Origin of the sequence: Amycolatopsis mediterranei (genome assembly GCF_026017845.1) — a bacterium.
Taxonomy (GTDB): domain Bacteria; phylum Actinomycetota; class Actinomycetes; order Mycobacteriales; family Pseudonocardiaceae; genus Amycolatopsis; species Amycolatopsis mediterranei.
Map to the genome: position 1 here is coordinate 7,441,548 of NZ_CP100416.1, position 20,519 is coordinate 7,462,066.

Sequence of the window (20,519 nt, forward strand, 5' to 3'; positions counted from 1 at the left end):
ACCATGTCCACCCCCGAGGTTGCCGCCGAAGCGATCGGCGGACCCAACCCGATCGTCGGCTTCCGCCGCAAGGACCTGCTCGACTCGCTGCGCACGGTCGCCGCCGAGGCCGTCAAGCACCCGAAGCACACCACGGCGAGCCTGCGCCACCTGGCCAGGACCGCGGTCGCCGCCGCCCGCGGTCGCGGCGAGCTGGTGCCCGCCGCCAAGGACCGCCGGTTCCGCGACTCCGCCTGGACGCAGAACTTCCTCTACCGCCGGCTGCTCGGTGTCTACCTCGCCGCCGACGCCGAGCTCGACACCTGGCTCGGCGGCACTGGACTGTCCGAAGTGGACCGTGAGCGGGCGCGGTTCGTGCTCTCGCTGGCCCTCGACGCGCTCGCGCCGAGCAACCTGCCGCTCAACCCCGCCGCGGTCAAGCAGTTCATCGACACCGGCGGCGAGAGCGCGGTCGAGGGCGCCCGCCACTTCGTCGGCGACGTCCGCGACGGCACCTTCCCCCGCCAGGTCGACACGGAGAAATTCACCCTCGGCGAGAACCTCGCCACCACCGAGGGTGCCGTGGTGTTCCGCAACGAGGTCCTCGAACTGATCCAGTACACCCCGCGCACCGAGCAGGTGCACGCGCGGCCGCTCGTGATCGCCCCGCCGCAGATCAACAAGTTCTACGTCTTCGACCTCTCGCCGGAGAAGAGCCTGGTCCGTTACGCGCTGGACCACGGCTTCCAGGTGTTCGTCGTCAGCTGGCGCAACCCGACCGCCGAGCAGCGCGACTGGGAGCTCGTCACCTACCTCACCGCGCTGGAGGAGGCGATCGACGCGGCGTGCGCGATCACCGGCAGCCCGGACGTCAACCTGGGTGGCGCGTGCTCCGGCGGCATCACGTCGGTGTCGCTGGCCGCGTACCTCGCCGCGCGCGGCAAGCCGGTGATTCACGCGCTGACGCTGTTCGTGAGCGTCTTCGACATGGCCGAGGACAAGACGCTGCTCGGCGTGTTCGCCAGCGAGGAGACGCTGGCCGCCGCCAAGCGGAACTCGCACGTGCGCGGCGTGCTCGACGGCCGTGAGCTGGCGCGGGTGTTCAACCTGTTGCGCCCCAACGACCTCATCTGGTCGTACTGGGTGAACAACTACCTGCTCGGCAAGCGCCCGCCCGCGTTCGACGTCCTGTACTGGAACAACGACACCACCCGGCTGCCCGCCGCCTTCCACGGCCAGCTGATCGACATCTACCGCGACAACTCCCTGGCCCACCCCGGCGAGGTCGTCGTCGACGGCACTCCGCTGGACCTGGGCAAGATCACCGCTGACGCCTTCGTGATGGCCGGGACCACCGACCACATCACGCCGTGGGACGCCTGCTACCGCTCGGCCCGGCGGCTCGGCGGCGACGTCGAGTTCACCCTCAGCAGCTCCGGGCACATCCAGAGCATCCTGAACCCACCCGGCAACCCGAAGTCGAGCTACTACACGAACCCGGAACACCCGGAATCGGCGAAGGCGTGGAAAGACGGCGCGGCCAAGGTCGCCGGCAGCTGGTGGCCGCGGTGGGTCGAGTGGCTCGGCGAGCGCTCCGGCGAGCAGGTGGCGGCACCGTCCACTGTGGGCAGTGAACAGTACGTTCCGATCGAGGCTGCGCCCGGCAGCTACGTGCGCGCATGACCGGCACACGCCGGGTCGGCGGCGTCAGCCTTCGCGTCGACGTCAGCCCCGGTGAGGGCACGCCTCTGTTGTTGTGCAACGGGATCGGGGCGAACCTCGAACTGCTCCAGCCCCTCGTCGACGACCTGGCCGGCCGGCCGGGCCGGCGGGTCCCGGTGATCCGGTTCGACATGCCGGGCACCGGCGGCTCGCCGACCACCCGGCTCCCGCGGCGGATGCCTGGGCTGGCCCGGATGCTCGCCGGGCTCGTCACCGGCCTCGGCTACGACGAGGTGGACGTCCTGGGCATTTCGTGGGGCGGCGCGCTGGCGCAGGAGTTCGCGCACCGCAACCCACGGCTGTGCCGCCGGGTCGTGCTGTGCGCGACCAGCATGGGCATGGTGATGGTCCCCGCCAAGCCGTCGGTGCTGCTCACCCTGGCCAGTCCCCTCCGCTACTTCGGCCCGGCGCACATGCGCGAGACCGGCTCGCGGATCTACGGCGGCGGCTTCGGCGACGACGCCGCTGTCGCCGCGCACTTCGCCGCGGCCACCCGGGCACCGGACCCGATCGGCTACTACTGGCAGATCCTCGCCGGCGCCGGCTGGACCAGCGCGCCCTACCTGTGCCGGCTGCGGCAGCGCGTCCTGCTGATCGCCGGGGACGACGACCCGATCATCCCGGCCGTAAACGCCCGCCTGATGGCGAAGCTGCTGCGCCACGGCACCGTCCACATCGTCCGCGGCGGCGGCCACCTGGCCCTGCTGACCCACGCGGCCGAGCTCGTCCCCCTCATCCACGACTTCGTCACCGAAGGAGAACCGCCATGCTGAACCTCGCCATGATGCTCGAAGAGAGCGCGGCCACCCTGCCCGGCCGCGACGCACTCGTCGTGGACGGCACCCGGCTGACCTACGCCGAAGTGGACGCCGCCGCGAACCAGGTCGCGAACCTGCTCGCCGCGCGGGGCATCGGCCGCGGGGACACCGTCGCCCTCGCGTCGGTCAACATCCCGGCGTTCCCGATCGTCTACTACGGAATCCTCAAGGCGGGCGCGGCCGTCGTCCCGTTCAACGTCCTGCTCAAGAGCCGCGAGATCGCCTACCACCTCGGCGACTCCGGTGCGAAGGCGTTCTTCTGCTTCGCGGGCGGCCCCGGGCTCCCCCTCGGCGAAGAGGGCCGCGCCGGGTTCGACGCGACGCCCGGCTGCGAGCACTTCTTCCTGCTCGACGAGTCCTTCACCGACCTCCTGGACGGCTGGCCGACGACGTTCGAGACCGTCGCCACCGAGCCGGGCGATACCGCGGTCGTGCTCTACACCAGCGGGACGACCGGCACGCCGAAGGGTGCCGAGCTCACCCACGCCAACATGGTGCTCAACGCCCTGACCTGCCACCGGGTGTTCGGCACCGTCGAGCACGACGTCCACCTGGTCACGCTCCCGCTGTTCCATTCGTTCGGCCAGAGCGTCCAGCTCAACGCCGGGTTCGCCGCCGGCGCCACGCTGGTGCTGCTCCCGCGCTTCGACCCACGCACGGCCCTGGAGCTGATGCAGCGCGAAGGGGTGACGTTCTTCGCCGGCGTGCCGACGATGTACTGGGGCCTGGTCGGCGCCGACCCGGCGGAGTTCGACCTCGACGCCATCACCGGCACGCTGCGGATCGCCGTCTCCGGCGGCGCCGCGCTCCCGGTGGAGATCCTCGAGCAGGTGCACAAGATCTACGGCGTCCGGATCCGGGAAGGCTACGGGCTGTCCGAAACCAGCCCGGTCGCGACGTTCAACCACCCCGGCCGCGTCGCGAAGCCCGGGTCCATCGGCCAGCCGGTCTGGGGCGTGGAGCTCAAGCTGATCGACAAGGACGGGACCGAAGTCCCCGACGGCGAAGCCGGCGAAATCGCCATCCGCGGCCACAACGTGATGAAGGGCTACCTCGGCCGCCCCGACGCCACGGCCCAGGCGATCCGCGACGGCTGGTTCCGCACCGGCGACATCGGCACCCGCGACACCGACGGCTACTACTTCATCGTGGACCGCGCCAAGGACATGATCGTGCGCGGTGGCTTCAACGTCTACCCGCGCGAGCTCGAGGAAGTGATCATGACGCACCCGGCGGTGAGCCTGGTCGCGGTGGTCGGCGTGCCGCACCCCAGCCACGGCGAGGAGGTCAAGGCGTTCGTCATCCGCAAGCCGGACGCCACGCTCACCGAGCCCGAGCTGGTGTCGTGGTGCAAGCAGAACATGGCGGGCTACAAATACCCGCGCGTCGTCGAGTTCCGCGACGAATTCCCGATGACCTCGACCGGCAAGGTCCTCAAGCGCGAACTGCGCTGATGTCGGCTGCGAAGAAGTCGAGGTAGGCCTGGGCCAGGGCGGCGGGGTTCTCCCACGCGATGTTGTGGCCGGCCGCGGGAATGACGACGCCGCGGACGTCGCGGGCGACCTGCGCGAGCTGCTGGGACACCGCGTCCCCGAGATAGGCCTGCGCGCCGACGGCCAGGACCGGGCAGCTGATCGGGTCGGCGTAATGCGGGCGGTTCTGTTCTGCGTCGGTCTCGCGGGCGCGGTACATCTCCAAGATGGCGCTGGTGCCACCGGGCTGCTCGGCCGAGTGCACTATTTCGTCGATGTCCTCTTCGGACACTGCGCTGGGATCCCACATCTGACGTCTGGCGTACCAGGTCCAGAACGGCCGTTCCCGCCCGGCCAGCAGCAGCTCGGGCACGTGCGGAAGGCTGAAGAAGCTGAAGTGCCAGCCGGTGCGGACGTCGTCGGGGGCGAGCGAAGGATCGGGTTTGCCGCCCGGCAGTCCCGGGCCGGCCGGCAATCCCGGCAGGAGCGTTTCCTGGAACACCAGTTGCCGCACCCGGGGCCGGTGAAAGGCGGCGACGGCGTAGGCGATGGCCGCGCCCCAGTCTTCACCGACGACGCGGAACCGGTCGAAGCCCAGGTGGGTGGCCAGTTCGGCGACGTCCCCGGCCATCGTGGCGGTGTCGTAGCCGGTCGGGGGGCGCTGGGAGCCGCCGGCGCCCCGGTTGTCGACCGCGATGACGGTGTAGTGCGGGGTCAGCAGCGGCACGACGTGACGCCAGTACGACATGGTCTTCGGCACGCCGTGCAGCAGGAACACCGGCTCGCCGGCGCCGCCGATCGCGTAGTGGATCTCCACGCCGTTGACCTTGGGCTTGCCGTGGGTGAGCCGGACTCCGGCGTGGTCGGTGAGGTTCATCTCGGCGAACTCCTTCTTCTCTTCGGCTGGTAGGCGCCGGCCGGGGGGAGCTTTCGGAGCGGCATTTCCGCATCTGGCCCCAGGTTCCCGATCAGGATCGCGATCCGCTTCCAGCGGAGATCGAGGCGGGGCGGCTGGTGGTCACGGTCCAGGTCCACCGCCGGAGACCCGGTCACCGGCGTCCGCCCGCGACCTCACAGCGGTGACGGCGACCGGCCCGGCCCTGACCCGCGCCGACGCCTACGCGACGGCCGCGGTGGCCATGGGTACCTCATCACGATGGCGGCGAACGCGGCAACCCCGCACCACCGGGCGGTACATCCGGGGCGACCCCCGGCGACCGCATCGTCGCCGCCACCACGGCCGTCGCCACCGAACTCACCACGCCTCCCACCGCACCGCCGCCGAGTCGGTGGTCATCCCAGCGAGCGCAACCGGATGATCGCCGAGCTCTGCACCCGGTTCCTCGCCGCCCGCGGTCAGGGCGACCAGGGTCGCCGTGCTGGTGACGGTGATCGGCGCGGCCCGGCGCCGGGCAAGGATCCGGCGGTGACCGGTAAAGTCCTCGAGGTGTCCCCGTCGAGCGCACCCGATCCGAGCGGCAAGCCGCGGACGGGGCCGTCCCGGCGGGACGCGAAGGAAAACCTCGCGCGGATCCTGACCGCGGCGGCGGACGTCTTCGCCGAGCAGGGCTGCAACGCCACGCTGGCCGACGTCGCCAAGGCCGCGGACGTGGGCGTCGCCACGGTCTACCGGACGTTCGCGACCAAGGACGACCTCATCCACGAGGTCTACGCGCCGCAGTTCGCCCGGGCTGAGCAGCAGGCGCTCGACGCCGGACTCAACCCCGACCCGTGGGCCGGCATCGCCGGGTTCCTCGAAGACTGCAGCACGACCATCGCCCCCGACCGCGGCTTCCGGGAGCTGCTGAGCGGGTCCTACAGCGAGACGCTCGGCTGGTCGCGTCCCCGCACGCCGCACCGGCTGGCGAAGCTGGTGGAGGACAGCCACAACCGCACCGGCAAGCACCTGGAGAAGCTCGTCCGGCGAGCGCGGGAAGCCGGTCTCGTGCGTGACGACCTGGTGGCCGGGGATCTGCTGCTGCTGTCGATGGCGGTGCAGACCTCGGTCGAGTTCGGCGGGCCGAGCCACCCCCGCCTCTACCGGCGGATGATCGGGTTCCTCATGGACAGCCTGCAACCCGCGCGAGACGCTCCGACGCCGTTGCCGGAGCCGGGGCTGACCAACCGGCAGATCGCCGCCCTGGAGCGGCAACGGCGCAAGCGGATGTCCGGCTCCGCGGAAGCGTGACGTGGTCCCCGCCGCGGCGCGGCGGCAGGGACCACCGGGTCACACGGCCGACGCCGCCTGCTTGATCAGGTCGGCCACGGCCTGCGGCTGCGACTCGTAGATCGCGTGGCTGCCGGCGACCTCGCTCACCGTCGCACCCGCCCGCTCGGCCATGGCGCGCTGCGCGGGCGGCGGGATCATGTGGTCGTCGGTGGCGACGAGGTACCAGCTGGGCGTGAGCCGCCACGCGGGCTCGCTGACCACGCCGGCGAGGGCGTCGACACCCCACGGGACCTGCGAGTGGGCGAGGAACGCCGCCCGCTCCGCGGGCAAGTCACCGGCGAAGGACGCGTGGAACTTCTCCTGATCCAGGAACAGGAATCCGTCCTGCGGAGGCAGGATCGGCGGGACCGGCGCCCCGGGCGGCGGGTCGGCGATCAGCGTGTTCACCGACTCCCCCTTGTCCGGCGCGAAAGCGGCGATGTAGACGAGCGCGGCGACGCCGGAGTGGGTGCCGGCTTCGCTGATCACCGCGCCGCCGTAGGAGTGGCCGACCAGGACCGCGGGGCCGTCCTGCTGGTCGAGGATCTGCCGGGTTGCTGCCGCGTCCCCGTCCAGGGACAGGGTCGGGTTCTGCACGACGCTCACCGCGTAGCCGTCCCGGGTCAGCAGGTCGTGGACCGGCTGCCAGCCCGATCCGTCGACGAAACCACCGTGGACGAGGACGACGTTGCGCACACCTGTGCTCATGCGGATCTCCTGCTGCCGAAAGAGAATGCTGGGACGCGGGAACACTAGGACGGGAGGGCCGGGCGTCGATTCGGTCAAATGACTGTCAGCCGTCGTCCAGGGTCGTCAGTGCGTCTCGCAACGCCGCCCGGGACGTCACGCCGAGTTTGGGGAACAGCTGGTACAGGTGGGCGCCGACGGTCCGCGGCGAAAGGAAGAGCTGTTCGCCGATCTGCTTGTTGGTGAGCCCGCCCGCGGCCAGCGTCGCGATCTGCCGTTGCTGGGGCGTCAGGACGACGTCCCCGAGGTCGGCTTGCTCGGGCCGCGTCCCGACAGCACGGAGCTCGGTGCTCGCCCGGGCCGCCCACGGCTCGGCGCCCAGACGTTCGAACCGCTCCCAGGCGGCGGTAAGAGACGCGCGGGCCCGCGCGGTGGCCTTGGTGCGCCGCAGCCGTTCGCCGTAGTACAGCTCGGCCCTGGCCAGGTCGAACGGCCAGCGGTCCAGCCCCGGCGCGTCGAGCGCTTCGGCGAACAGGCGGCAGTCCTCCCCCTCCGGCGCGGCCAGGGCGGACGCGACGCGCGTGAGGAAGGCCAGGCGCGGCGAAAGCGTACCGACGCCGGTGTCGCGCGCGGCGGCCGCGTGCGCCCTCGCCTCGGCGAGCCGGCCGGTGCGGTCCGCGGCTTCGACCAGGTCCAGCAGCGTCGCCAGTGCTTGCGGAACGTGGGAGGCGAACTCGCCCGCCGGGGTGATCGACGTGGCGAAGCGGTACGCGGCGTCGAAGTCACCCCGGCCGAGAGCGTCGAGCGTCCCGACCTGGAGTGCGCAGTTCCGGACGAGTCCCGAGTTCCGCGGCTCGGCCCAGCCGGTCAGCTCCGCCACCGCCGCGCCTGCTCCCGCGTGGTCGCCCCGCGCGGCCCCGACCAGTGCGCGCAGGAACCGGCCGTGCCACGCCGGGAGCTGGTACCCGTGCCGCGCGCAGAGGTCGAGACCTTCGTCCACGCGGACGAGCACGTCGTCCCACTGTCCACTGTGGAAAGCAGCCGAGCCCAGCAGGAACAGTGCTTCGATGGCGGAGGCGATCGGCCCGCCGTCACGGCCGTAATCGACCACGCGGGCGAGCGCGTCCCGGCACGGTGCCAGCCGGTCCACAGAGGACGCTGCCATCCCGACCCGGACGATGCGGGCGGGACTGACTTCGTGCTGCAGCCCGGTGATGGCGGCGTCCAGCCGGTCCAATATCGACGCGGAGGCGCGAGCCGGATCGGCGAACGTCACCTGCATGATCGCCAGCAGTTCCGGCGGGCGGGGCCGCAGCCGCGCCAGCGCGGCGTGGAGCTCGTCCCACTGCTTCAGGTCTCCGCCGCCGAAAGCCGAGACCAGCAGGAGGTTGTACAGGGCTTCGAGGAGGGTCTTGTCGGAAGCGTCCGCCGGATCCGGCGCCGCCCGGACGGCGGCGGCGAGCCGCCGGTGCGCCTCGTCGATGGCGCCGTCGCGGTTGAGCAGGTGGTTCGCGCTCGCCAGGGCGAGGGCCAGGGACGGTTCGGTGGCGGCCTGCTGCGCGGATTCCAGCAGGCGTGCGGCGTCGCGCAGGTCACCGGTGACGACCGTGCCGAGGTACGCGGCTTCGGCCAGCCTCGTGCTGCGTCCGGCCGGCGTCGGGCTGAGCTCGGCGGCGCGCAGCAACTCGCTGACGGCGTGCACGGGCGAACCGCGCCGGAAGTTCGCATGCGCGGACTTCTGCAGCAGCGACGCGACGTGCTCGTCGGCCCCGGTCGCCGCCTCGGCGAGGTGCCAGGCGTGGCGTCCGGGGTGGTCGCGGTGCGCCTCGGCGAGCTGCCGGTGCACCCGGCGGCGGGCCGCCTCGGTCGCCTCGTGGACGACCGCGGCGCGGATGAGGGGGTGGCTGAAGGAGATCCGGTCGTGGTCGGCGTGGACCAGTCCGAGCCGCTCGGCGGCGGCGAGCGCGCCGGGCTCCGGCGCGACCGCCCGCAGCGTTCGCAGCTCGCCTGCCCCGTCGAGAGCCGCGACGAGCAGCAGCTCCCGGGCGCGGTCCGGGAGCCCGGCGATCCGCGTGGCGAACGCGTCGTGCAGCCGCTGGGTCAGCGGCAGGACGGCCGGAAGCGCGCCCGCGCCGGAACGCTGCCGCTTGCTGAGCGTGGTCGGCAGTTCCAGCAGGGCCAGGGGGTTGCCCTTCGCTTCGTCGGCGAGTCTTCGGCGCACGCGGGCGGGCATCGCGGGAAAGCGGTGCCCGAGCAACGCCATCGCCGCGTCGGCGTCGAGCGCCGGCACGTCGCGGCACGGAAGCCCGCCCGGGTCCGGGAGATCGCGGGTGCGGGCCGCGGCGAGGACGCCGATCCGGGTCCCGGTCAGCCGGCGCGCGACGAAGCCGAGGATCTGTGCGCTCGCCCGGTCGATCCACGGCAGGTCGTCCACGACCAGCAGCACCGGGCCCGTCGCGGCGGCCTCGGTGAGCAGGGTCAACGCGGCGTGGGACACCGCCAGCTGGCTGGCCGCGGCGGGACCGCCCATCCCGAGCGCCACCGTCAACGCCGTCGAGTGGACCGCAGGCAGCCTGCCGAGGTCGCCGGCGAACGGCTGCAGGAGCTTGCCGAGTGCGCCGAAGCTCACCTCGACGTCGAACTCCGCTCCAGCGATCCGCAGCACCGTGGCGCCGGCCGTGCGCGCGTGCGCCGCGGCCGCGTCCAGCAACGCGGTCTTGCCGACCCCGGGCTCGCCGCGCAGCACCAGCGCGTCCCCGGACTCGGCGGCGTTGTCCACGAAGCGCAGCACGTGCGCGAGGTCGCCGTCGCGCCCGAACAACTCCTCGCCGCTCACGTCTCGTCCTCGGGAAGCCGGCTCAGGGCATCCCGCAGCCCGGCCCTCGAAGTGACGCCGAGCTTCGGAAACGCCTGGTAGAGGTGCGTGCTCACGGTTCGCGCCGATAAGAACAGCCGCTGCGCGATCTGCTTGTTGGTCAACCCCTCCGCGGCCAGCCGGACGATCGTGCGCTGCTGGGCGGTGAGCAGCTCCGGGCGGTGCGGACCGGCCGGGCGCAGTTCGCGCTCGGCCCGGGCCCGCCAGGCTTCGGCCCCGAGCCCGGCGAAGATCTCGCGGGCGTGCTCCAGCTGCGTCCGCGCCTGCCGGTTCAGCCGGGCCCGCCGAAGCCGCTCGCCGTGGGCCAGCAGGACGCGCGCGCGCTCGTACGGCCACTGCCCCGAGTCCGGCTGCGCCAGCACGGCTTCGAACGCGGGCATGGCCTCCTCGTCCGGGGCGGCCATCGCCGCGGCGGCGTGGACGAGCAGGCGGTAGCGCGGGGAGATCGCGTCCAGCCGGGCTTCGCGCGCGGCGGCGACGTGCGCCGCCGCTTCGTCGGGCCGGCCCGTGCGCACCGCGGACTCGGTGAGGTCGAGGACGAACCACAGCGCGTGCGGAACGTGCGAGGCGAAGACGCCCGGCGGCGACACGGTGCTCGCGTGCCGGAACGCCGAGTCGTAGTCACCGCGGCCGAGCGCGGCCAGCGTGCGGGGCTGCGCGGCCAGCCGGGACACCAGCGTGACGCCGCGCGGGGCGGCCCAGCCGACCATGCGGTTGGTCAGCTCGACGACAGCGGCGTCGTCGCCCTGGCCGGCCGCGACCATCGCCTGCAGGTAGAGCCCGAGGCAGCGCAGGAGCTGGTAGCCGCCGTCGTCGGCCAGCCGGACGTGCTCGTCGGCGAGGACCTGGGCTTCGGCCCAGTCGCCGGCGTGGAAGCGTTCCAGCCCCAGCAAGGTCAGCGTGTGCAGCTCGACGGTGGCCGCCTGACCCGCGTCCGGCCGGTTTCGCAGCCGCCGCAACGGTTCGCGGCACGCGGCCAGCCGGTCGACGAAGATGCCGGCCAGGCTGGTGCGCACCACGTCGATCGGCGCCACCCGGTCGTCCAGCGCCGCGATGGCCTCATCCAGCTCGCCGAGCACGGGCAACGCCGCCCGGGCCGGGTCGCCGAAGAACGCGCGGACGAACGCGACCGGCGCGGGGACATCCGGGCCGAGCCGGGCCACGACGTGGTGGAACGCGTCCCACAGGTCGGCGCGGCCGCCGAAGTAGCACACCCAGCCGAGCGTGGTGACCGCCTCGACGACGACGGCGTCCCACGGGCCCTCCCGCAGCTCCAGCGCGCCCGTCAGCAGGCGGTGCGCGGTCTCGATGTCGCCTTCGCCGCTGAGCAGCAGGTAGTGGGCCGCGGCCACGGCGCTGCCCAGCGCGGGCGCGGGATCGGCGTCCCCACGCTGGGCGTCGTCGAGCAACCGGGGGACGCGGCGCAGCTGGCCGCCGGCCACCGCGCCGAGGTAGGCGGCCTCGACGAGCCGTCGGCTGCGGTCGGCGCCGGCGGGGCTCAGGTCCGCCGCCCGCAGGAGCGCGGCCACGGCCCCGGCCGTGTCGCCCCGCCGGTGCGTCCGCCCGGCGGCCTGCTCCAGCAGCCCGGCGATGTGCTCGTCCGGCTCGGCGGCGGTGTGCGCCAGGTGCCAGGCGTAGCGGTCGGGGCGGTCGCGCAGTCGCCGGGCGAGGACGGCGTGTGCCTGCCGGCGTTCGTCGCTGGTGGACAGTGCCACGACCGCCGACCGCGTCAACGGGTGCCGAAAAGTCACCCGGCCGCGGTCGACGTCGACCAGGCCGGCGCGGACCGCCTGCGCGAGGTCGCGCCCGGCCGCCTCGACCAGGTCGAGACGCACGCGATCTTCCAGCGCGGGCAGCAAAAGCGTGCGCCGGACCGAGGCGGGCAACGCGCTCACCCGGGCGGCGAACACGGCGCTCAGCCGGTCGGTCAAGGGCAGCGTCTCCGGCAACGCGCTGCTCCCCCGCTGCTGGTCGGACGTCAAGGAGACCGGCAGTTCGAGCAACGCCAACGGATTGCCCTGCGCTTCGCGCACCAACCGGCCGATCACGTGCCGCGCCATCGCCGGGAACTGCGTCCGCAAGATCGCCGTGGCCGCCTCGTCGGTGAGCGGCCGTACCTCGTGGACGTCGGCGCCGTCGAGACCGGCGTCGCCGGCTCGCACCGTGACGAGGAACCCGGCGCGGCGCGGCGACCGGCGCCGCACGACGTCGGTCAGCACCATGGCGCTGGGCCGGTCGAGCCAGTGCAGGTCGTCGACGGTCACCAGCACCGGCTGCGCCGCGGCGAGCACTTCCACGACGGCGTCGGTCACCTGCGCGCGGCTCGGTGGCGGCCCCTCGCGCATGCCCAACGCGACGGCCAGCGGCTTGGCCGCGCCGTCGTCCGGCACCAGCGGGCTCAGCAGCTGGTGCAGGCCGGCGAACGCGATCCCGGCCTCGAACTCGGCACCGGACGCGGACAGCACGCGCACGCCCCGAGCGCGGGCGTAACCGGCGGCCGCGTCCAGCAGCGCCGTCTTGCCGACGCCGGCGTCGCCGGACAGCGCCAGCGCCGCCGCGCTGTTCGTGGCGCGCTCGACGAAGGCGTCGAGGACGGCCAGATCGGCGTCACGGCCGATGATGCCGGACTCACCCATGGCCCTGTCCCTTCCCCGGAGCACGCGGGCGAGCCCGGGTCCAGCAAGTATGCGCCTCTCCGCCGCGCACCCGAGCGCCCCAATGTGGCCTTGGTTGCGTCTGACGCACCCAATGTGGCCTTCGGTGCGTCTGACGCACCGAAGGCCACATTGGGGCGCTTGGTTGTGCCGGGATGCTACTGTGCGGAATAGCTATTCCGGAACGGTGGTGCGGATGACTGTACAACGGCAGCGGTGGCGAGTCCTCGTCGTCGTCGCGCTCGCCCAGCTCATGGTGGTGCTGGACGCGACGATCGTGAACATCGCGCTGCCCGCGGCGCAGGCGGACCTCGGCTTCGGCGACGCGGACCGCCAGTGGGTGGTGACCGCCTACTCGCTGGCGTTCGGAAGCCTGCTGCTCGCCGGCGGACGGCTCAACGACCGCTTCGGCGCCCGCACCGGCTTCATCGTCGGGCTGACCGGGTTCGCCGCCGCCTCGGCCCTCGGCGGCTGGGCGCCGGGGTTCGCCGTGCTGGTCGCGGCCCGGGCCGCGCAAGGCGTGTTCGCCGCGCTGCTGGCACCGGCCGCGCTGTCGCTGCTGTCGACGACGTTCCGCGGCAACGGCGACGAGGGGCGCGCGTTCGGCGTCTACGGGGCCGTCGCGGGCGGCGGCGGAGCGATCGGGCTGCTCCTCGGAGGTGTCCTCACCGACGTGCTGTCCTGGCGGTGGTGCCTGTTCGTCAACGTCGTGCTCGCGGCCGCCGTCATCGCCGGCGCCCGGACCGCGCTGCCGGCCAACGTCCGCACGACTGCACAGCGAACCGACTGGTGGGGCACCGGCCTGGTCGTCGCCGGGCTCTTCGCGCTTGTGCTGGGCTTCGGCCGGTCCGAAGTGCTCGGCTGGACCAGCCCGGAGACGCTCGGGTCGCTCGCACTCGGCCTCGGGCTGCTCGTCGCGTTCGGGTTCGTCGAGGTCCGCACGGCCACGCCGTTGCTGCCGCCCTCGATCCTGCGTTCGCGCACGCGTGGCACGTCGTACCTGGTCATGCTGCTCGCCGCGGCCGGGATGTTCTCGATGTACCTGTTCCTGGCCTACTACCTGCAGCGGACGCTCGGCTTCTCGCCGGTGCTCGCGGGCGTGGCGTTCCTGCCGATGGCCGTGTCGGTCGCCGTCGGCTCCGCCGCGTCCGGCGCCGCGCTGGTCCCCCGGTTCGGCATCCGGCTGCCGGTCACCACGGGATCCGCGCTCGCCGCGGCCGGCTTCCTCTACCTCACCGGCATCGGTGCCGAGGCTGCGTACGCGTCGGCCGTCCTGCCGGGTCTGCTGATGGCCGGGCTGGGGCTGGGCGCGGTCTTCGGGTCGACGATGGGCTCGGCGGCCGCCGGGGTGCCCCCGGCGCAGGCGGGCATCGCGTCGGCGACGGTCAACACCACCCAGCAGATCGGCGGCTCGGTCGGGATCGCCCTGCTCACGAACCTTTCGCTGGCCGCATCCGGGGAGATCGCCGGGTACCACGCCGCCTTCTGGGGCGCGGCCGCGGCACTGACCGCCGCCGCGGTGGTCGCCGGCGTGCTCTACCCGCCGCCGAGCCGTACGACAACGGCGGAACGCCGGTACCAGGAGGAGAAGTCATGACGAAGCCGCGGCGCGCCGGCGTCATCGGCGCTGTGCACCGGAAGGTGTTCGGCCTGCCACCGGGTGGGATGCGCTACACGGTCGAGCGTGGACTGCGCGTTCCCACCGCGGACGGCGCGCACCTCCTCACCGACGTCTACGCGCCCGTCGGGGAACCCCACGGCACGGTGCTGATCCGGACGCCCTACGGCCGTGGCCTGCCGGAAAGCCTGTTCCACGGCCGCGCGTTCGCCGATCACGGCTACCAGGTCGTCGTGCAGAGCGTCCGGGGCACCGGCGGCTCCACCGGGGCGTTCCGCCCGATGGCGCAAGAGGCGTCGGACGCCCAGGACACCGTCGCCTGGCTCCGCACGCAGCCGTGGTTCACCGGCCGGCTCGCCACCCTCGGCGGCTCCTACCTCGGCTGGACGCAGTGGGCGCTGCTCCGGGACCCGCCGCCGGAACTGCGGGCGTCCGTCGTCGTGGTCGGTCCGCACGACTTCGCCCGCGCACTTCGCGGCACGGGGTCCTTCGCGCTCGCCGATTTCCTCGGCTGGAGCGCCACGATCCAGGCGCGAGGACTGCCCGCCCTGCTGGCCGCACGCCGCCGCGTCAAGGCCGCGCTGCGGGAACCGACCGCCGAAGCCGCCGCGCTGGGCATCGGTGCACCGTGGTTCACCGGCTGGGTCAGCCACACCGATCTCGACGATCCTTTTTGGACGGACTACGACGCGACGGCCGCCCTCGCCACGACCCGGACCCCGACGCTGCTCATCGGCGGCTGGCACGACGTCTTCGTCGACCAGACCATCGAACAGTTCCAGGCCCTCGAAGAGCGCGGCGTCGACGTGGCCATGACGATCGGTCCCTGGACCCACCTCGACACGACGTTCAAGGCGGCGCGCGTCACCGACTCCGAAGCACTGTCCTGGTTCGACCAGCACCTCGCCGGTACCGCGTCCACCCGCCCGGCGCCCGTCCACAGCTATCTCACCGGCGCCGGCGTCTGGCGGACGTTGTCGTCCTGGCCGCCGAAGACCGGCGAACACACCCTCGCCCTGCACGGAAGCGGCCAGCTCCGGGAAGAACCGGCCGAAGATCCGGGCACGGTGGAGTTCGCCTACGACCCGGCCGACCCCACGCCGGCTCTCGGCGGACGGCACATGTCCGCCAAAGCGGGGCGCCAGGACAACCGCCCGCTCGAAAGCCGCGACGACGTCGTCACCTTCACCTCGGCGCCGCTCGACGCCGACCTCGACGTGGTCGGCGCACCCCATCTCGAACTTCGGATGACCGTGGAATCGGCCGCACAGCCCAGTCTTTTCGTCCGGTTGTGCGATGTGGACGACCGCGGCCGTTCGTGGAACGTGACCGAAGTCTTCACCACGACCTCGGGATCGGTGAGCCTGCGGCTCGGCGCGTGTGCCCACCGCTTCCTGGCCGGGCACCGGGTGCGGCTCCAGATCTCGGGCGGCGCCTACCCGCGTTTCACCCGCAACTCCGCGCCCGCCCGATACACGCTCGTCTGCGCGGATTCGTCCCTGTCCTTGCCCGTGGAACCGGCGTCTACGAAGGAGTCCGCATGAAGAAAGCCCGCCGGCTGGCTGGTGCCGTGCTGCTCGCGCTGGCCGCGGTCACCGTCGTCCCGGCGCCGGCCGAGGCGGCCTGGCTGCCGAAGCCTGAGCCCGCGACCTACGGACACAGCCAGCCGACAGCCGCTTCGGTCACGATGGACGACGGCGTCGTGCTGTCCACGCAGGTCGTCTACCCGGCCGACCCGGTCACCGGCACGCGCGCCCAGGGCACCTTCCCGGTTCTGCTTTCCCAGACGCCGTACGGCATGGCGGGTCCCGATCCGCGCGCCGGCGGGACTTACTTCGTCGAACGCGGGTACATCTACGTCACGGCCTCGGTCCGGGGCACCGGCGCCTCGGGCGGGCAGCTGGACTGGTTCGGCGCGCGGCAAGGCCGCGACGGCGCCACTCTGGTCCGCTGGGCCGCGCACGATCTCCCGGGCTCCGACGGCAACGTCGGCCTGGACGGCTGTTCCTACCTCGGCGTCGATCAGTGGTACACCGCGGCCGAGGCCGGCCCGCACTCGGCGCTCAAGGCCATCGCGCCGTTCTGCACCGACTCCGCGATGTACGACGACCTCGCGACGGTGGGCGGCGTCCCGACCACCTTCATCCCGTCGATCGCCCACGCCTTCCCCCACGGGCCACAGGACGATCCGCTGACCGATCCCCTGTCGGTCACGGTCAACGACCTCACAAGCGGCGGCGCTCGCTCGTACGACAACGCTTACTGGCACAAGATCGACGTCCGGGAACTCATGCCGCGGATCGTCGCGAACGGGATCCCCGCGTTGAGCGAGGCGGGTTGGAAAGACCTGTTCCCCGGTGGCAACATCGGCGCGTACGTGGCCGCGCAGAACGCGTACCTCCACCGGCCCGTGACCGCGCCGATCGCCGCCGGAGAGCGGGTGACCGGCCGGTACCAGGCCATCGTGGGCCCGTGGACGCACGGCGAGCACGTGAACGAAGACCTGCTCTCCAACATCCGCAAGGAATGGTTCGACACGTGGTTGAAGGGCCGGCCGACCGGCATGGCGAACACCACGAAACCCTTGCACCTCTTCCAAAACGGCGGCGACCGTTGGGTCGACACCGCGGCCTGGCCGCCGTCGACCGGCACCGGTACGTACTACCTCGACGGCGGCAACGCTTTGACGACCACCCGGCCCACCGCCGCGGGGACCGACGAGCTTTCCTCCGCGCTCACCTACACCACCACGCCCTTGACCCGGGACGCGGTGCTGGACGGCCCGATCGACGTCAGCCTGTACCTGAAATCGACCACCCCTGACGCGTACGTCGCCGCGACTGTCAACCTCGTGTCGCCGACCGGCGTCGTGACCAAGGTGTCGGACGGCGGGCTCCTGGCGAGCATGCGCGAACTGGACGCCCGCCGGAGCTGGTACGGGGACGGTCACGCGCTGATCCAGCCGAGCCACCCGTTCACCCAGGCGAGCCAACGACTGCTCACCCCGAACGAGACCGTGAAGATGGACATCTCGGTCCTGCCGAACTTCACCGTGCTCCCCGCCGGCTACCGGCTCCAGGTCGTGCTGAACAGCCAGGCACCGGGCAACTTCCACCTTCAACTGGCCCCGACACCGCAACAGAAAGCCCACCTCGACTCGGGGCGGTTCGCCATCAGCCGGGCGCTGTCGTCGATCACGGTGCCGCTCGCCTCGCCCGCCTCCTTCACCACCAGCCCCGTCAACTGGGGCCCGTCCTCCTGAAAGTCCGCGTACCGCAAGGAAAGGACCACGATGGAACCCGCCGCCACCGCTCCCGCAGTCAGACCCGACGACCACGACCCCGCGCGCCGGCTGCGCCGGGTCGTCGCCGCCAGCCTCGTCGGTACCACCATCGAGTGGTACGACTTCTTCGTCTACGCCTCGGCCGCCGGGCTGGTGTTCAGCAAGCAGTTCTTCCCGGCACTGGACAGCACGGCCGCGCTGCTCGCCTCCTTCGCCACGTTCGGCGTCAGCTTCGCCGCCCGCCCGATCGGCGGCGTCATCGCCGGGCACCTCGGGGACCGCTTCGGCCGCAAGGGCGTCCTGGTCGCCACGCTCGTGCTGATGGGGATCTCCACCGTCGGCGTCGGCCTGCTTCCCGGCTACGACGCCATCGGCATCGCCGCGCCGGTCCTGCTCGTCCTGCTCCGGCTGCTGCAGGGCCTGTCCGCGGGCGGCGAGTGGGGCGGCGCCGCGCTGATGGCCGTCGAACACGCCCCACCGCGACGGCGCGGCTACTTCGGCTCGTTCCCGCAGATCGGCGTCCCGATCGGCCTGCTGCTGGCCAACCTCGCCTACTTCACGGTGTCGGCGTCGACCACGAAGGACCAGTTCCAGGCGTGGGGCTGGCGCATCCCGTTCCTGCTTTCGGTGGTGCTGATCGGGGTCGGGTTCCTCGTCCGCGCGCGGGTCGCCGAAAGCCCGGTGTTCACCGAGCTGCAAGCACGCCGCAGCCGCCGCTCGGCGCCGCTGAAACTGTTGTTCAAGACCAGCTCCCGGGAACTGATCATCGCGATCGGCCTGTTCATCGCGAACAACCTGATCGGCTACATCCTGATCGCCTTCATCACCTCCTACGGCACCCGGACACTCAAGCTGTCCAGCACCACGATGTTGTTCGTCGGCATGGTCGGCGCGGTGGCCTGGGGCGTGTTCACGCTGCTGGCCGGTCGCTGGTCGGACACCTGGGGCCGGCGGCGGACCTACCTCGTCGGCACGCTCGCCCTGGCCCTGTGGACGTTCCCGTTCTTCCTGCTGTTCGACACCCGCTCCGTGCCGCTGCTGCTCGTGGCCGTCGTCGTGCTCGCGTTCGGCCTCGGCTTGACGTACGGCCCGCAGGCCGCGGCCTACGCGGAGCTGTTCCCCACCGCGATCCGCTACAGCGGTGTCTCGTTCGCCTACGCCTTCGGTGCTGTCCTCGGCGGCGGTTTCGCGCCGCTGGTGGCGACCTGGCTGGTCGGGCTGACCGGCACGTCGCTGTCCGTGTCGGCCTACATGCTCGTCGCCTGCCTGGTCACGCTGGCCGCCGTGCTCGCGCTCCGGGAGGGTTCCGCAGCGGAGCGGGAAGCCTTCGTCGTCGCCACCGGCTGACGGCGCCAGCCGACTCGACCTCTCGGAAGAGAGTCGACTTTTGCCGTCTTCAGTACGTAAATTTCGGAAATCAGTTCGAAGCTTGCTACTTCTTGCCCGGACCCCTACAGTCCCTTCACCGGAAGACGTACTCGTGCAACGGTGCCGAGAGGAACGGGCATGGCGATCTCGCGTAGGACGTTCATCGGCTCAGCCGCGGTGGCTTCGGCATGGGGAGCGCTTTCCCTCGCCGGAGCCCGCACCGCCGCCGCGGCGAGCCCGCCCGGGGACGTCGTCGGCAAGATCACCGTCGGCTACCAGGGCTGGTTCGCCTGCGCCGGCGACGGCGCACCGATCAACGGCTGGTGGCACTGGAGCCAGGACTGGAGCCGGACCCCATCACCGGCCAACAACGTCATCAAGGCCTGGCCGGACATGCGGGAGTACACCCGCACCTACCCGACCGCCTACGCCAACCTCGGCAACGGGCAGCCGGCCACGCTGTTCTCGTCCTACGACCAGCAGACCGTGGACACGCACTTCCGGTGGATGCAGCAGAACGGCTGCGACACCGCCGCGTTGCAGCGCTTCAACCCCAACAGCAGCGAAGGCCCCACGCGCGACGCGATGGCCGCGAAGGTCCGCAGCGCCGCCGAGGCGCACGGCCGGAAGTTCTACATCATGTACGACGCCACCGGCTGGGCGAACATGCAGTCCGAGATGAAGGCCGACTGGACGGCGAAGATGTCCGCCCACACCGCGTCGCCCGCCTACGCCCGCCAGAACGGCAAACCGGTCGTCTGCATCTGGGGCTTCGGCTACAACGACGGCAATCACCCGTGGGACGCGAACACCTGCCTCGACGTCGTCAACTGGTTCAAAGGCCAGGGCTGCTACGTCATCGGCGGCGTGCCGCGGGAATGGCGAACCAGTGACGGCGGATCGCGGCCGGGCTTCGGCGACGTCTACCGCGCCTTCAACATGATTTCGCCGTGGATGGTGGGGGCCATCGGCACCGCGGCGGACTCCGACTGGATGTACCAGAACCTCACCGTGCCCGACCAGGCCGACTGCACCGCCCACGGCATCGACTACCAGCCGTGCGTACTCCCCGGAGACGTCTCGGGACGGCAACGCGCCCACGGCGACTTCATGTGGGGCCAGTTCTACAACATGGTGCGCGCCGGCGCGCAAGGCATCTACATCTCCATGTTCGACGAATACGGCGAAGGCAACCAAATCGCGAAGACCGCGGAAAACGCGTCCATGACGCCCGCCGGCTCCGGCCTGCTCGCCCTCGACGAAGACGGGACCGCGTGCTCGTCGGACTACTACCTGCGCCTGACCGCCGACGGCGGCCGCATGCTCAAGGGCGAGATCCCGCTCACCCCGGCCCGGCCGACCCCACCGACCATCGGCGGCTCGACCGACCTGGCCCGCGGCCGCGCCACCACCGAAAGCAGCCACACCCAGAACTACGCCTCAGGCAACGCAGTCGACGGAAGCGCCGCCAGCTACTGGGAAAGCGCGAACAACGCGTTCCCCCAATGGCTCCAGGTCGACCTCGGCGCGGCGACGGCGGTGACGCGGATCGTGCTGGCGGTGCCACCGTCGAGCGCGTGGGCCACCCGGACGCAGACCCTGGCCGTGTCCGGCTCCTCCGACGGCACCACGTTCGACACCCTCGTCCCCGCATCGGGATACGCGTTCGATCCGGCGCGAGGCAACAGCATCACGATCACCCTCCCCCGCGGGACCCGCCGTTTCCTGCGCCTGACCTGCACGGGCAACACCGGCTGGCCGGCGGCCCAGATCGCCCGGTTCGAGGTCTACAGCTGAGCCTGCCGACCGACGAAGGCCTGCCGGAGCAGGTGAT

Annotated in this window: 13 protein-coding genes; 9 read left to right on the forward strand and 4 right to left on the reverse strand. The window is 72.0% G+C overall.

Annotation, left to right across the window (positions count from 1 at the left end; translation table 11 throughout):
• Window positions 1–3: 3 nt before the first annotated feature.
• From ISP_RS33185 to ISP_RS33195, 3 genes are read left to right on the forward strand one after another with little or no spacing between them, the layout of a single operon-like run.
• Entirely contained in the window at window positions 4–1,662 is a 1,659-nt protein-coding gene (locus ISP_RS33185; RefSeq protein ID WP_013228250.1) for an alpha/beta fold hydrolase, read from the forward strand.
• On the forward strand, window positions 1,659–2,474 hold the full coding sequence (gene phaZ / locus ISP_RS33190; protein WP_013228251.1) for a poly(3-hydroxyalkanoate) depolymerase: 816 nt from the start codon (window positions 1,659–1,661) through the stop codon (window positions 2,472–2,474). The genes ISP_RS33185 and phaZ overlap by 4 nt, the downstream gene beginning before the upstream one ends.
• Entirely contained in the window at window positions 2,468–3,973 is a 1,506-nt protein-coding gene (locus tag ISP_RS33195) for a long-chain-fatty-acid--CoA ligase (RefSeq protein ID WP_013228252.1), read from the forward strand. Before phaZ ends, ISP_RS33195 begins: the two co-directional genes overlap by 7 nt.
• Here ISP_RS33195 and ISP_RS33200 read toward each other — a convergent pair.
• On the reverse strand, window positions 3,954–4,868 hold the full coding sequence (locus ISP_RS33200; protein ID WP_013228253.1) for an alpha/beta fold hydrolase: 915 nt from the start codon (window positions 4,866–4,868) through the stop codon (window positions 3,954–3,956). The two genes, ISP_RS33195 and ISP_RS33200, sit on opposite strands and share 20 nt — an antisense overlap.
• A gap of 438 nt (window positions 4,869–5,306) precedes the next feature.
• On the opposite strand from ISP_RS33200, the gene ISP_RS33205 reads away from it, so the two are divergent.
• Window positions 5,307–6,179 (forward strand): TetR/AcrR family transcriptional regulator, encoded by an 873-nt coding sequence (locus ISP_RS33205; protein WP_013228254.1) that lies wholly within the window; start codon window positions 5,307–5,309, stop codon window positions 6,177–6,179.
• 39 nt (window positions 6,180–6,218) lie between these two features.
• On the opposite strand, the gene ISP_RS33210 is transcribed toward ISP_RS33205, so the two are convergent.
• The 3 genes from ISP_RS33210 to ISP_RS33220 form a co-directional block, all read right to left on the reverse strand.
• Entirely contained in the window at window positions 6,219–6,908 is a 690-nt protein-coding gene (locus ISP_RS33210) for an alpha/beta fold hydrolase (protein WP_013228255.1), read from the reverse strand.
• Between the two features lie 85 nt (window positions 6,909–6,993).
• Window positions 6,994–9,723, reverse strand: coding sequence for an AAA family ATPase (locus ISP_RS33215; protein WP_013228256.1), 2,730 nt, complete (start codon window positions 9,721–9,723; stop codon window positions 6,994–6,996).
• Window positions 9,720–12,398, reverse strand: coding sequence for an ATP-binding protein (locus ISP_RS33220; protein ID WP_013228257.1), 2,679 nt, complete (start codon window positions 12,396–12,398; stop codon window positions 9,720–9,722). The genes ISP_RS33215 and ISP_RS33220 overlap by 4 nt, the downstream gene beginning before the upstream one ends.
• Before the next feature lie 214 nt (window positions 12,399–12,612).
• Here ISP_RS33220 and ISP_RS33225 point away from each other — a divergent pair, with 214 nt between their 5' ends.
• The 5 genes from ISP_RS33225 (at window position 12,613) to ISP_RS33245 (ending at window position 20,482) form a co-directional block, all read left to right on the forward strand.
• The gene (locus ISP_RS33225) at window positions 12,613–14,013 is read left to right on the forward strand and encodes an MFS transporter (protein ID WP_013228258.1); all 1,401 of its coding nucleotides are present in this window, start codon (window positions 12,613–12,615) and stop codon (window positions 14,011–14,013) included.
• A complete protein-coding gene (locus ISP_RS33230; protein WP_013228259.1) occupies window positions 14,010–15,578 on the forward strand; it encodes a CocE/NonD family hydrolase in 1,569 nt (522 codons plus the stop codon). Before ISP_RS33225 ends, ISP_RS33230 begins: the two co-directional genes overlap by 4 nt.
• Window positions 15,575–17,296, forward strand: a complete 1,722-nt coding sequence (locus ISP_RS33235; RefSeq protein WP_013228260.1) for a CocE/NonD family hydrolase — start codon at window positions 15,575–15,577, stop codon at window positions 17,294–17,296. Before ISP_RS33230 ends, ISP_RS33235 begins: the two co-directional genes overlap by 4 nt.
• Window positions 17,297–17,326: 30 nt before the next feature.
• A complete protein-coding gene (locus tag ISP_RS33240; RefSeq protein WP_013228261.1) occupies window positions 17,327–18,664 on the forward strand; it encodes an MFS transporter in 1,338 nt (445 codons plus the stop codon).
• Window positions 18,665–18,823: 159 nt separating this feature from the next.
• Window positions 18,824–20,482, forward strand: coding sequence for a discoidin domain-containing protein (locus ISP_RS33245; RefSeq protein ID WP_013228262.1), 1,659 nt, complete (start codon window positions 18,824–18,826; stop codon window positions 20,480–20,482).
• The last annotated feature ends 37 nt before the right edge of the window (window positions 20,483–20,519 follow it).